This window comes from Shimia isoporae (genome assembly GCF_004346865.1).
Classification (GTDB): domain Bacteria; phylum Pseudomonadota; class Alphaproteobacteria; order Rhodobacterales; family Rhodobacteraceae; genus Shimia; species Shimia isoporae.
This window is the reverse complement of the sequence record NZ_SMGR01000001.1, coordinates 507,034-518,603: the sequence shown is the minus strand read 5'-3', so window position 1 is coordinate 518,603 and position 11,570 is coordinate 507,034. Positions and strand designations below refer to the sequence as shown.

Here is an 11,570-nt window from a genome sequence, read left to right as displayed (position 1 = left end):
CCGGGCAAGTCGCCCATCACAGTCCAAAAGACGCATAGCTGTAGTAGGCCACCGGTGTACCCGGGTTGATTGTCAGTTCACCATCCGGCAATTCCACCAAGCCATCTGCCCAACTCAGCCCGCTGATACGGCCTGACCCTTCCGAGGGAAACACCTCGGCTTTTCCATCCACCAGTCGCGCGCGCAGATACTCTCGACGTCCCGGTTTTTTGTTTTTGCTAAAGCTGGCTGGCACAACCATTGGGTCCGGCATATGCCAGCCTTCACCGGACAAAGCGCCCATTGCGGGTCGTGCAAATACCAATGCACAGACCATCGCCGCAACTGGATTACCCGGCAAACCAAAAACCGGCTTCTGGTTCCACATGCCAAGTGCCAGAGGACGCCCGGGCTTGATCGCCAGCCGCCAAAGCGTCATGGCACCACTTTCATTCAGCAATGCAGAGAGATGATCCTCGTCGCCTGCCGACGCCCCGCCCGACGTAAGTATCAGGTCAGCGCTGGTTGCCGCCTTGTCCATCATGTCCCGCAACGCGTCGCGGTCATCTGGCGCGCGGCCAGCATCCACAGGCTCAAAACCGAACCGTTTGATCATCGCCAAAAGCATCGGACGATTGGCGTCAAAGATCTGATCTGCCCGCGCCTGCTCGCCTGATTGGGCAAGCTCGTCTCCGGTCGACAAAACGGCCACGCGCAATGGCTTACGCACTGTCAGCTCGGAGATGCCTGTCGCAGCGGCAAGCGCAAGATCTGCCGGCGTCAAACGGCGCCCCGCCGAGAACAATACCTCTCCGGCGTCAACGTCCTCGCCTGCGCGCCTGACATTGGCGCGAGGTTTCAACCCGCCATGAAACGCAATCCGCGCACCATCCGTGGTTACGTCCTCTTGCAGGATAACGGTATCCACTCCCTCGGGAATTGTCGCGCCGGTCAACACCCGAACCGCGTACCCTTGCGGCAGCTCGCCTTCAAAGGGCGCTCCCGCCGCGGCCCGTCCATCCACCAAAGGAAGCGTTTGTGGACCATCCCGCGTATCGGCATGCCGTAATCCATAACCATCCACTGCTGAATTGGGCTGCGGCGGATTAGACCGTTTGGCGATCACTTCACTGGCCAACACCCGATCGAGGCCCTCATGCAGCGGCACGACCTCTTGCCCCACAACAACCGACAAACGGTCCTGCAACATCGCGTGCGCTTCTGCGACCGGCGTCCAGTGAGTGCCCGGCGGCAACGCGAAGCAGTCGTCCTTCAATGGTGGCGGCGCAAGCGGTTCAGCCATTTCAGCTGGCCTCTACCCGGACAGGGACCAGGCCAACTTCTGTCAGTACAAAATCCGCAATCGCCACTGTGTCGTTCAGATCAAACACCACACGGTCACTTACCACATCCGTGTCGGCGGCTATCGCGCGAATGGTTTTGTCTTCCGGAGCTATCAGCGGATTGCCGGTTTCTGCGCGAAACGCCTCAACTTTGGGATGCGCATCCCGCTTATAGCCTTCGACAAGGACCAGATCGACCGGCGCCAGCTTTGACAATAGCAATTCTAATGGCGGCTCCGCCTCTTCCGCCAGTTCGTGCATCAGCGCCCAACGGGCACCGGAAGCCAACAAGACTTCTCGCGCACCAGCCGTCCGGTGCCGATGGCTGTCTTTGCCGGGTTGGTCCACGTCAAACGTGTGATGGGCATGTTTGACCGTCGAGACGGAATATCCGCGCCCTGTGATCTCGGCAACCAAACGTTCCATCAATCCCGTCTTGCCGGCGTTCTTCCAACCAACGACGCCATAAATCCGCTGAGTCATTCTGCCCCCACCATGCGCCGCGCCTCTGCAAGGTCCTCGGCCGTATTCACGTTGAAAAACGGATCACCACCATCGGTGGGGAACTCCGCCAGACGCCCGCCGTGCGGGTCGGTCCACAGCACCACTTTGCGCAAGCCATCGTCAAGGGCGGCCCGCAAATCGTGGCGCAATGCCACAGGCCAGATGCCAAAAGTCGGATGCCGGATCAGCCCCGAGCGCGACATGGATTTTGTCGTTTCGCCTTCACCGCGCGGTGTCGCCGCCAGCGCCAACCGGTTGTCCATCCCGTCCGTCGCCAACAACAAGCGAGGCACCAGATCGCATGGAAAAAAAGGTGTGTCCGCAGCCGCAGTGACAATGCTTTCAGCGCCCTGCTCCGCGGCCCAGTCCAACCCCGCCAGCACACCGGCCAAGGGTCCGGCAAATCCGTCCACATCATCCGCGATCACCGGCAGACCCAGATCGCCAAACCGCGCCGCGTCGCCGTTGGCATTGAGCGCAACAGAAGCCACTTGCGGCTCCAGCCGGTCGATGACGTGCGAAAGAATGGAGCGATCCCCAAGCATCAGTCGCCCCTTGTCGCCCCCGCCCATACGTGTGGCCTTCCCGCCCGCAAGGATCACGCCGAGAGGTTGTTTCATGCTCCCGCCCCTTTGCGCCGGTGTTTCTTGTCTTCCTCTACAACGCTCTTCGGATCCGCATCGCGCAGCAATCGCCCCTCGCCGCTCAAGCAGACAAACCGCTGTCCCCGCATGCGGCCAATCAGCGTCAGACCAACTTGTCGGGCAATCTCCACACCCCATGCGGTGAAACCGGACCGCGACGCCAGCACCGGAATGCCCATCATTGCCGTCTTGATCACCATCTCACTGGTCAAACGGCCTGTGGTGTAAAGCACCTTGTCGCCCGCGGTGGCACTTTCCTGAAACATCCAGCCCGCGATCTTATCGACCGCGTTGTGACGGCCCACGTCTTCCATATAGACCAACGGGCGCGCGCCCTGACACAGCACCGTGCCGTGAATGGCACCCGCCTCAAGATAGAGCGACGGGGTGCGATTGATCTTGTGTGCGAGTGAATAAAGGTCTGAGGTTCTCACCTGCATGTCCGGCAACGCAACGCCCTCAAGTCCCTCCATCATGTCACCAAAAACCGTGCCCACTGCACAACCGCTGGTACGCGTTTTTTTGGCAAGTTTTTCTTCGTGATTTGTCTCGACGGCCGTACGAACAACCACGACCTCAAGCTCTTCGTCAAACTGGACGCCTATCACTTCGTCTTCTGGCAAAAGCATGCCCTGGTTGAGCAAAAAACCAAGCGCCAGATACTCTGGATAGTCCCCAATGGTCATCGCTGTGACAATCTCGCGGCTGTTGAGGTAGATCGTCAAAGGACGTTCTTCCACAACCGAAATTGTGGTCTCGTTGCCTTCCTGATCGAGCCCGGTCACTGCCCTCGTCAGCCGATCGTCCACGGGATTTGGAGCAATCAGGTAGTCCCGCAAAAAGTCTTCGTTGTTCAAAGCAAAAGCCTCCTGGCCGTCGGGGAAAACCTAATGCGGATTACGCAAAGTGACCACAGATGAATCAACATTCATTGCATCCCACCATTTACCGCGTTACGCCTTGGCGGTCTTTACACATTTAGCCGATTTCAAGGTCACATGACTTCCTACTACGACCGCACCAGCTACATGCGCGGTATGCGCGACGGCTTGCCGTTTATTCTCGTCATTGCCCCGTTCGCATTGCTTTTCGGGGTGGTTGCGACGGAGGCCGGTTTGACCGTTTTTGAAACCCTGACGTTTTCCGCTGTCGTCATCGCGGGTGCAGCACAGTTCACTGCGCTCCAACTGATGAATGACAATGCGCCCACAATTGTGGTGATTGCCTCCGCACTGGCGGTCAACCTGCGCATGGCGATGTATTCCGCGTCCCTCACGCCTCACCTCGGAGCACTGCCGTTCTGGCGTAGGGCCTTCGCCGCCTACACGCTGGTGGACCAAAGCTATGCGCTCAGCACCCTAGAATTTGAGAAAAACCCGGAGATGACCCTTGCCCAAAAGGCATCATATTTCTTTGGGGTGATCACACCGGTCCTTCCCAACTGGTACTTCTGGACGCTTGTCGGCGCTATGGTCGGGCAGTCTATTCCCCCGTCCTTCGCGCTCGACTTTGCTGTGCCGATTACGTTTCTCGCGATGATCGGCCCCATGCTGCGCACAGGAGCCCACGTCGCGGCTGCCTTTGTTTCAGTGGCTTGCGCAATAGGGTTTGCCTTCTTGCCGTGGAACCTCGGACTGATGGTCGCGGGCGTCGCAGGCATGGTCACGGGCGCACAAGTTGAACTCTGGCTGGACCGCAATTCTGACAGGAAGGACACGGCATGATCGACAAGTCCGACCTTTGGATCATCATCTTTGCAATGGGTATCGGCAGCTTCGGACTGCGCTTCCTGTTTCTCGGGCTTGTCGGCGACCGACCTTTACCACCCTGGGTACTGCGTCACCTCCGTTACACGGCTGTGGCCGTTCTGCCGGGGTTGGTGGCGCCACTGGTTTTGTGGCCTGCGGCCACAAACGGCCAGCCCGACCCGGCGCGCATGATCGCTGCCTTAGTCACGTTCGCGGTGGGGTATGCCACAAAAAACGTGCTCGCCGCCATCTTTGCGGGCGCAGGCACCTTGTTTCTCGGGCTCTACTTTCTTGGCTGAGCCATCGCTGCCGGATCAGTTCGAAGGATCGACTGGTTCCGCTTCGTATTCCGGGGTGAAGGCCGCAAGGACTTTTGACTTGTCGTCATCGTCATATTCAAACAACCGGTCATAGGTTGCGCCTTTGGCCGCGAAGTACTCTTCCAGGCGCGTCGGGAAAAACGTCGACGGCGCATCTTCAAATCCAGGCAATGAACGCAACACCTGCGACGTTGTCTGTGCACATTGCGCTTCCAGTACGGGACCTAGAGTTTTTGCCTTGCGCAATGCCATCTCAGCGACCTGCGGGCTTACGTCGATAGATTGGACCACGACGTGATAAGTCTCTCGAGCGTGGAAGCGGGTGTATTGATCGACCATCCATGGCGTCATGCCATAAACCACGTCGTTCTTGGCGACGATTGCGCCTTCTTTGCGGAACGAGCCTGCCGGATCAAATGCCACCCGCTCGGATGCATTGATCAATAGCGATGTATGCGCGCCCTGTCCGGTACGGTTGGACCGCATCGTAAAGAGCGTCAGGCGCGGCGGGCCGTCATGGACATACTGCGCCGCGACAACTTCGGCATCGGGAGAATTTTCCTTGACCGGATTGCGTACCGTACACGCAGTCAAGGACACCACTGCCGCAACCACGGCACATACTCGCAACACCGATTTCATGACACTTGGTCCTGCGATCAGCTGTTGAAGATCGCGAGGAATATCAGCACACCGATGGAGGCTGCCGCCACGTAGATCGACCATTTGATGAAGCCTTCAAAGGTCTTTTCCTGAACTTTGATGTCCATGGATCCGTGTTCATGTTCCGCCATAGTCGCGTTCCCTCTTGTTCGCTAAGTCCGGACTTAGCCGAACTGTCATTCCCTCAGATCGCAACGACCTGATCCTTCCATTTCCGGCTGGATACCCGATTCATCCTGCCCTGTCACCACGACAATGGCGCACAGGGTTCATGATTTCGTCAGATCATCCGCCAGCCGGAAGCCAATCCGCGAGGCTTCGGTCTGCTCCACCGGTTTGGGCAACGCCCGCAGCATTACGTTGAGCTGGCTCACGTGCTGCACCAACTGGGTTTTGATACCGTTGCTGTCACTGCCGTAAAACGTCACGATGTCGGGATCAAAATATCCCATCCCCTCAATCCGGAGAACACCGGCCTCCCCGCCGGTAAAGCCCATTGCAATCTCATGGTCACTGTCGAGTTGTTTCTCGAAGTTCTGGATGTACATCACCAGCCGCTCATATGCCCACTCCGCGGGACTTTTCTGGGCGACAGGTTTTTTGGTCACACCCTCCGGCACCTCCACCTGCGCCGCATCGGGATCGGCATGCACCTCGTACAGACGCGGCAACGCCGCCGCTTCTTCTGCCTCGGCGGTGGTCTTGATGTCTTGGGTCATGATGTGCCTTTTCAGTCGATGCTTTGCCAAAGATAGGCGCCATCATCCCGAACCGTGCGCCTTGCACTGCCAACATGATAAAGGTGATTGAGGTGTGCAAGCGCTTCCACAAGCGCGAGCCCGTACGCCCCGCCTTCGATATTTCGCTTGAACAGTGGAAGAAAACACTCGGCGGCAGTTTTGGGAACGTCCAGATGTTCGCGCAGCCGGTTCAGCGCCCCATGATGGTTTTCGATCAACTGCCGCATCCGCGTCGGGGCGCCTGTAAATGGCAACTTGTGCCCACCGAGGATCAGCTGATCATCCCGCGCCAACAACGATAAACGCTCGCAAGCTTCCAGCCAATCCGCCACGGGATCCGCTTCCGGCTCTGTGGCATAGACCCCGATGTTGGAACTGATCGACGGCAGTATTTGGTCTCCGGAAAGCACCAGATTGTCCGAGCGGCTCCAGAAAGTCGCATGCTCGGGCGCGTGCCCGTTTCCGATGTGCACGTCCCATACGCGTCCGCCCATCTCGATCACATCGCCCTGCTTGATGCGCTTGAAACCCAAAGGCATCGGCGCAACCACGTCCGCAAAGTTGAACGGCCGCTCGTTTGCGCGTTCCTGAAAGATCGCTTCGTCCATGCCGCAACTGCGATAAAAGTCGAGCGTTTCCTGACGTGGAACCGCCTGCTCGTCCAATTGCAGCATGCGCGCAAATAGCCATGCAGTGCGCGTTGTCCACAGGCTCGCGCCGTGTTCAGTCTGGAACCAGCCAGCCAGCCCAACGTGATCCGGATGGTGATGGGTGACAACCACGCGACCCACAGGTTTACCTTGCAATGGGCCGGCCAGAAGGTCGCCCCAGATGGCACGACCTTTTTTGCTGTCAAAGCCCGTATCGACAATGGTCCAGTGATCGCCCTCGTCAAGGGCGTAGATGTTCACATGATCCAGCGCCATCGGCAGCGGCAACCGCATCCACAAAACCCCATCGGCCACTTCGATGGCCTCGCCCACTGCGGGAGGAGTTTCCCAAGGATATCGTATTCCTGCTGCCGATCCGTCGCTCATCAAGCGGCTCCCAATTCTTCCGCGCTCAGTGCATAAACGCCTGCCGCACCCTGCATAGCGTGCTCCAGAAGTCCAGAGTGTTCCGGCAACAAGCGCTTGATATAAAACGCTGCCAGCTTGCTGCGCGCGCCTTCGCCTCCTTCGGCGATTGCCGCCTTGAGGTGGAAGTATCCGCCAAGCACACGGGCGAAACCCATCAGGAAAGGTACAGAACCGGCAAAGCGCTCGTTCATGTCACTTTGGGCAACCATCCATTCGGTTGCTTCGCGCAAAGTCTCTGTGGCCTGCCAAAGTGGCTCAGCCAGCTCAGACATGCTCTCCCGCACTTTCTCAGCGCAATCCTCGATCTCGTCAAGCAGTGCATAAGCCGCGTCGCCACCGTCCATCAGTTTCCGACCGACGAGGTCCATAGCCTGAATGCCGTTGGTGCCTTCGTAGATCGCAGTCACGCGCACATCGCGGCTGAACTGGGCCGCGCCGGTTTCTTCGATAAAGCCCATGCCGCCATGAACCTGCACACCCTGTTGCGCCACATCGATGCCGACTTCTGTGCCAAAACTCTTGGCGATGGGCGTCAGGAAGGCCGCACGGGCTTTCCAGTCCTTGTCACCGGTTGCTGTGTTCATGTCGATCGCGACAGCGCAGGCCATTTCAATTGCCCTGGCTGCGAAAATATCAGCCTTCATGCTTGTCAGCATCCGACGCACGTCAGCGTGATCCAGAATTGTACCGGTACCGTCTCCGACGGGCGTGCGGCCCTGTTTGCGCTCCAGCGCATAGTGCAATGCGTGCTGATATGCACTCTCCGCGATACCGATGCCCTGACCACCGACGCCAAGACGTGCGTTGTTCATCATTGTGAACATGCACTTCATGCCATCATGTTCTTGACCGACAAGCCAGCCTTTGGCGTTGTCATACTGCATGACCGCTGTTGGAGACCCGTGCAGGCCAAGCTTGTGCTCAAGGCTGACAACCCCCAGCGTATTGGCCACACCCGGCTTACCGTTCTCATCCGGAATGAACTTGGGCACCATGAAAAGGCTGATACCTTTGGTTCCCGCTGCCCCATCCGGCAAACGGGCGAGAACAAGGTGGCAGACATTTTCGGTAAAGTCGTTGTCGCCCCAGCTGATATAGATTTTCTGACCGGAGATCGCAAAGCTGCCATCCCCATTCGGTACCGCCTTGGATTTCAATGCACCGACATCGGAACCGGCTGCAGGCTCCGTCAGGTTCATCGTGCCGGCCCACTCACCGGAAATAAGCTTCGGCAGGTAAAGGTCTTTGATCTCGTCCGATGCGTGATGCTCAAGCGCCTCGATCTGCCCCTGCGTCATCAAAGGGTTCAACTGCAAAGACAGACAACCGGATGCCATCATTTCGTTGACTGCAGTCGTAATGGAATGAGGAAGTCCCATTCCGCCGTATTCGGGGTCGGCGCTGGTAGAAATCCAGCCCCCTTCTGCAATCTGTTTGTAAGCCTCTGCAAAACCGGGAGACGTACGCACCTTACCGTTTTCCAGAACCGCACCCTCGAGATCACTGCCGCGGTTAAGCGGTGCCATAACCTCCTCGACCATCTTGCCTGCTTCCAGCAGGATAGCATCGGTGGTGTCTTTGTCCGCATCCGCAAACCGCTCGGTGGCGGTTACGTTTGCAAAGTCTACGACGTGGTCGAAGAGAAACTGAAAATCGGTCACTGGGGCGCGAAACGGCATGAAATTCTCCGGCAGGCTTGGCATTAACTGCTGCGGCTTGTATGCAGCATTTCGCTTTACGGTAAGGGGCGAAAGAGCCCTATGATAGAAGAACGCAGCGTCACAGGAGCCTGCCCGTTGGAAACGCAAACGCTCACGCCAGATAGCGTCGGATATGCGCATGCTGCCTCTATTCTGGGGGCGGGTGGACTGGTCGCATTTCCGACCGAAACCGTATACGGGCTTGGCGCAGACGCCCGCAATGACTTCGCCGTTGCCCGCATTTTCGAAGCCAAGGGCCGCCCGCGGTTCAATCCATTGATCGTCCACGTGCCGGATGCTGCGACAGCAAAACGCTACGTCATTTGGGACGACGGTGCCGACCGGATCGCGTCTGCTTTCTGGCCTGGCCCGCTGACATTGGTGCTGCCCCTACGCCCTGACAGCGGTCTGTCGCCTCTTGTCACAGCGGATTTACCGACGCTTGCAATCCGCGTGCCGGCGCATCCCGTGGCCCGCGCATTGCTGGCAGAATTTGACGGCCCCGTGGCCGCGCCGTCAGCCAATCCGTCGGGCCGTATCAGCCCGACAGAAGCTGGTCACGTAATTGCCGGGCTCGCGGGCAGGATTGAAGCAGTGGTCGACGGCGGACCTTGTGACGTGGGTGTGGAAAGCACGATACTCGGGCTATCAGATACCCCGAAACTCCTGCGTCCGGGCGGGCTGCCTCAAGAGGCTCTCGAAGCCGCGCTGGGCACCGGGCTTTCGCACTATCAGGACGGCGACCCCCTCTCTGCTCCGGGGCAGATGCTGTCACACTACGCGCCCGGCGCCTCTGTGCGGCTGAACGCCACCCGCATTTCAAAGGGCGAGCGCCTTCTCGGCTTCGGAGCCGTTGAAAATGCCACTCTCAATCTCAGCCCCGCTGGTGACCTGACAGAAGCTGCAGCAAATCTGTTTCATCACCTTCACGCGCTGGACAAGTCCGGCGACGCTCCGATCGCGGTATCCCCGATACCCGAAGTCGGTCTGGGCCGGGCGATCAATGACCGCCTCCGCAGGGCAGCGGCCCCACGTCACTGATCCGTCAGGCTTTACGCCTTTGTGCTGGCAATCCCCAAGGTCATGAGGGCTTTTTCTGCGGCAGCGGAGGGAGCAATCTCGCCCGCCGCTACGTCAGCACCTAGAGCCTCGACGACGTCGCGAGCGTCCTTTGTCTCTAGCCGAGCCAACAGCGCCTGTCGCAATTCTTCATGGAACCAGTACTGCGCCTGTTGCACTCGCCGTCCGGCCCAGTGCCCATTGTCTTTGCGCCAGTCGGTCAGCGTGACCATTTCCTCCCAGGCCTGAGACAACCCGTTTTCTTCGAGGGCGGACACCGTCATGGCTTTGGGAAATCCCTCCGGATCCTGCGGGCGCTTTCGCAACAACCGCAAAGCCCCCGAATAGTCCGCACAGGTCCGGATTGCTGTGGATTTGAGATCTCCATCCGCCTTATTCACGAGAATAATATCGGCCATCTCCATGATGCCGCGCTTCACGCCCTGAAGTTCGTCACCACCTGCTGGCGCCAACAGGAGAAGAAACAGATCGGACATCTCCGCCACAACCGTTTCGGATTGCCCGACCCCGACCGTCTCGATCAGCACCACGTCAAAGCCGGCAGCCTCACACAGCGCGACCGCCTCTCGTGTACGTCGCGCGACGCCCCCAAGGTGCGTCTGGCTTGGTGACGGACGGATAAAGGCGTTTTTGTCACGGCTCAGCCGTTCCATCCGTGTCTTATCCCCCAGAATCGAACCGCCAGAGCGCGCGGAACTCGGATCAACAGCCAGAACCGCAACGCGCAATCCCTGCGCCGTCAGCATCATGCCAAAGCTCTCGATAAAGGTGGACTTGCCCACGCCGGGGGTTCCCGACAGGCCGATCCGCAACGCCTGCTTGCCAGCCCCACGCAAAGCATCCAGCAATTCAGCTGCCTGCGCCCTGTGATCTTCACGCGCGCTTTCGACCAAGGTGATCGCCCTTGCCAGAGCACGACGCTCTTGGTTCAATATCCTGTCACGCAAGTCTGCGATGTCCATGCCGTCACCTGTGTTCTTCTGAGACCCGTTCATGCCCCGCAGAATCCGCTCTTGTCTACCCCGCCGCCTACAAATGCGACACCTTGGTCGCGCCGTCGCACTTGGCATCGCGCTTCTAGTCCCGTCTTTCACAGCCGCCGCAGAGAGCCAGCTTTGGTCCGTACGCGCTTTCGGCGTAAAGATAGGCGAACTCCAAGTCAAAACGGTTCAGTCGCAAGCAACATACAGGGGCGACGGGTCTTTTCAGACCACGGGTCTTGCCGGCGTACTCAAGCGCATTCGCTTTTCCGTGGCATCCAACGGCCGCGTGCAGCAAAGCCGCCTCCTGCCACTGGCCTACACCGGCTTCATCGACACCGGCCGCCGCATTTCCGAAACCAAGCTCGGGTTTACTGACGGTCTGCCAACAAAAATTGCAGGCGAGCAGTCTCCAGAGACGCCCATCTCCAACACAGCAAAACAAGGCGCAATAGACCCGATGACAATGATGTGGCTCACGGTGCGAGACCAGACAGCCGCCACGCTGTGCAACATCGACCAGACCCAGTTTGACGGCACCCGCCTTGTGCGCATTACGCTCAAAACCCGCAACACCAACGGCAATATGACAACCTGTTCGGGAACTTACGACCGCATCGGCGGCTACTCGGCGGAAGAACTCGCCGAACTTAAAACATCCCCGTTGGCAATCACCTACACCTTTACCGGCGACAGGTGGCGCGCAACGGAAATCGCGCTTACATCGCGCCATGGCAAGGCCAGGTTGCTGCGTCAGGACTAAGCTCTGGACGTCACGCACGCCCTGCTC

At 58.8% G+C, this 11,570-nt stretch carries 14 protein-coding genes; 4 read left to right on the top strand and 10 right to left on the bottom strand.

Features of this window, described 5'->3' with window-relative positions; genetic code table 11:
* Nucleotides 1-16: 16 nt before the first annotated feature.
* The 4 genes from BXY66_RS02565 to BXY66_RS02550 are packed head-to-tail and all read right to left on the bottom strand — an operon-like array spanning nucleotide 17 to nucleotide 3,327.
* Nucleotides 17-1,282, bottom strand: a complete 1,266-nt coding sequence (locus tag BXY66_RS02565; protein WP_132858611.1) for a molybdenum cofactor synthesis domain-containing protein — start codon at nucleotides 1,280-1,282, stop codon at nucleotides 17-19.
* Nucleotide 1,283: 1 nt separating this feature from the next.
* Nucleotides 1,284-1,805: a molybdopterin-guanine dinucleotide biosynthesis protein B gene (gene mobB / locus BXY66_RS02560; RefSeq protein WP_132858610.1), complete on the bottom strand. Its 522-nt coding sequence runs from the start codon at nucleotides 1,803-1,805 to the stop codon at nucleotides 1,284-1,286.
* On the bottom strand, nucleotides 1,802-2,446 hold the full coding sequence (gene mobA, locus BXY66_RS02555) for a molybdenum cofactor guanylyltransferase MobA (RefSeq protein ID WP_132858609.1): 645 nt from the start codon (nucleotides 2,444-2,446) through the stop codon (nucleotides 1,802-1,804). Before mobA ends, mobB begins: the two co-directional genes overlap by 4 nt.
* Nucleotides 2,443-3,327: a formate dehydrogenase accessory sulfurtransferase FdhD gene (locus BXY66_RS02550; protein ID WP_132858608.1), complete on the bottom strand. Its 885-nt coding sequence runs from the start codon at nucleotides 3,325-3,327 to the stop codon at nucleotides 2,443-2,445. The genes mobA and BXY66_RS02550 overlap by 4 nt, the downstream gene beginning before the upstream one ends.
* A 141-nt stretch (nucleotides 3,328-3,468) precedes the next feature.
* On the opposite strand from BXY66_RS02550, the gene BXY66_RS02545 reads away from it, so the two are divergent.
* Both BXY66_RS02545 and BXY66_RS02540 read left to right on the top strand, forming a co-directional pair.
* A complete protein-coding gene (locus tag BXY66_RS02545; RefSeq protein ID WP_132858607.1) occupies nucleotides 3,469-4,194 on the top strand; it encodes an AzlC family ABC transporter permease in 726 nt (241 codons plus the stop codon).
* A complete protein-coding gene (locus tag BXY66_RS02540) occupies nucleotides 4,191-4,517 on the top strand; it encodes an AzlD domain-containing protein (RefSeq protein ID WP_132858606.1) in 327 nt (108 codons plus the stop codon). Before BXY66_RS02545 ends, BXY66_RS02540 begins: the two co-directional genes overlap by 4 nt.
* Nucleotides 4,518-4,532: 15 nt before the next feature.
* Here the strand turns inward: BXY66_RS02540 and BXY66_RS02535 are convergent, their stop codons facing one another.
* The 5 genes from BXY66_RS02535 to BXY66_RS02515 form a co-directional block, all read right to left on the bottom strand.
* A complete protein-coding gene (locus BXY66_RS02535) occupies nucleotides 4,533-5,180 on the bottom strand; it encodes a hypothetical protein (protein ID WP_243694278.1) in 648 nt (215 codons plus the stop codon).
* Nucleotides 5,181-5,197: 17 nt separating this feature from the next.
* On the bottom strand, nucleotides 5,198-5,332 hold the full coding sequence (locus tag BXY66_RS02530) for an aa3-type cytochrome c oxidase subunit IV (protein ID WP_132858605.1): 135 nt from the start codon (nucleotides 5,330-5,332) through the stop codon (nucleotides 5,198-5,200).
* A 138-nt stretch (nucleotides 5,333-5,470) separates the two neighbouring features.
* The gene (locus BXY66_RS02525; RefSeq protein ID WP_132858604.1) at nucleotides 5,471-5,920 is read right to left on the bottom strand and encodes a DUF6173 family protein; all 450 of its coding nucleotides are present in this window, start codon (nucleotides 5,918-5,920) and stop codon (nucleotides 5,471-5,473) included.
* An 11-nt stretch (nucleotides 5,921-5,931) separates the two neighbouring features.
* The gene (locus BXY66_RS02520; protein WP_132858603.1) at nucleotides 5,932-6,978 is read right to left on the bottom strand and encodes an MBL fold metallo-hydrolase; all 1,047 of its coding nucleotides are present in this window, start codon (nucleotides 6,976-6,978) and stop codon (nucleotides 5,932-5,934) included.
* On the bottom strand, nucleotides 6,978-8,699 hold the full coding sequence (locus BXY66_RS02515; RefSeq protein ID WP_132858602.1) for an acyl-CoA dehydrogenase: 1,722 nt from the start codon (nucleotides 8,697-8,699) through the stop codon (nucleotides 6,978-6,980). The genes BXY66_RS02520 and BXY66_RS02515 overlap by 1 nt, the downstream gene beginning before the upstream one ends.
* Before the next feature lie 117 nt (nucleotides 8,700-8,816).
* Between BXY66_RS02515 and BXY66_RS02510 the strand changes: the two genes are divergently transcribed.
* The gene (locus BXY66_RS02510) at nucleotides 8,817-9,761 is read left to right on the top strand and encodes an L-threonylcarbamoyladenylate synthase (RefSeq protein WP_243694277.1); all 945 of its coding nucleotides are present in this window, start codon (nucleotides 8,817-8,819) and stop codon (nucleotides 9,759-9,761) included.
* A gap of 11 nt (nucleotides 9,762-9,772) precedes the next feature.
* On the opposite strand, the gene meaB is transcribed toward BXY66_RS02510, so the two are convergent.
* Entirely contained in the window at nucleotides 9,773-10,762 is a 990-nt protein-coding gene (gene meaB / locus BXY66_RS02505) for a methylmalonyl Co-A mutase-associated GTPase MeaB (protein ID WP_132860312.1), read from the bottom strand.
* A gap of 73 nt (nucleotides 10,763-10,835) precedes the next feature.
* Between meaB and BXY66_RS02500 the strand changes: the two genes are divergently transcribed.
* Nucleotides 10,836-11,543, top strand: a complete 708-nt coding sequence (locus tag BXY66_RS02500) for a DUF3108 domain-containing protein (RefSeq protein WP_165929087.1) — start codon at nucleotides 10,836-10,838, stop codon at nucleotides 11,541-11,543.
* Nucleotides 11,544-11,570: the final 27 nt, after the last annotated feature.

Excerpts from the sequence above, each read along its gene's own strand:
- BXY66_RS02565 (WP_132858611.1), bottom strand. The coding sequence starts at position 1,282 with ATGGCTGAACCGCTTGCGCCGCCACCATTGAAGGACGACTGCTTCGCG.
- BXY66_RS02525 (WP_132858604.1), bottom strand. The coding sequence starts at position 5,920 with ATGACCCAAGACATCAAGACCACCGCCGAGGCAGAAGAAGCGGCGGCG.
- meaB (WP_132860312.1), bottom strand. The coding sequence starts at position 10,762 with ATGGACATCGCAGACTTGCGTGACAGGATATTGAACCAAGAGCGTCGT.
- mobA (WP_132858609.1), bottom strand. The coding sequence starts at position 2,446 with ATGAAACAACCTCTCGGCGTGATCCTTGCGGGCGGGAAGGCCACACGT.
- BXY66_RS02535 (WP_243694278.1), bottom strand. The coding sequence starts at position 5,180 with ATGAAATCGGTGTTGCGAGTATGTGCCGTGGTTGCGGCAGTGGTGTCC.
- BXY66_RS02500 (WP_165929087.1), top strand. The coding sequence starts at position 10,836 with ATGCGACACCTTGGTCGCGCCGTCGCACTTGGCATCGCGCTTCTAGTC.
- BXY66_RS02515 (WP_132858602.1), bottom strand. The coding sequence starts at position 8,699 with ATGCCGTTTCGCGCCCCAGTGACCGATTTTCAGTTTCTCTTCGACCAC.
- BXY66_RS02520 (WP_132858603.1), bottom strand. The coding sequence starts at position 6,978 with ATGAGCGACGGATCGGCAGCAGGAATACGATATCCTTGGGAAACTCCT.
- BXY66_RS02540 (WP_132858606.1), top strand. The coding sequence starts at position 4,191 with ATGATCGACAAGTCCGACCTTTGGATCATCATCTTTGCAATGGGTATC.
- BXY66_RS02530 (WP_132858605.1), bottom strand. The coding sequence starts at position 5,332 with ATGGCGGAACATGAACACGGATCCATGGACATCAAAGTTCAGGAAAAG.
- mobB (WP_132858610.1), bottom strand. The coding sequence starts at position 1,805 with ATGACTCAGCGGATTTATGGCGTCGTTGGTTGGAAGAACGCCGGCAAG.
- BXY66_RS02545 (WP_132858607.1), top strand. The coding sequence starts at position 3,469 with ATGACTTCCTACTACGACCGCACCAGCTACATGCGCGGTATGCGCGAC.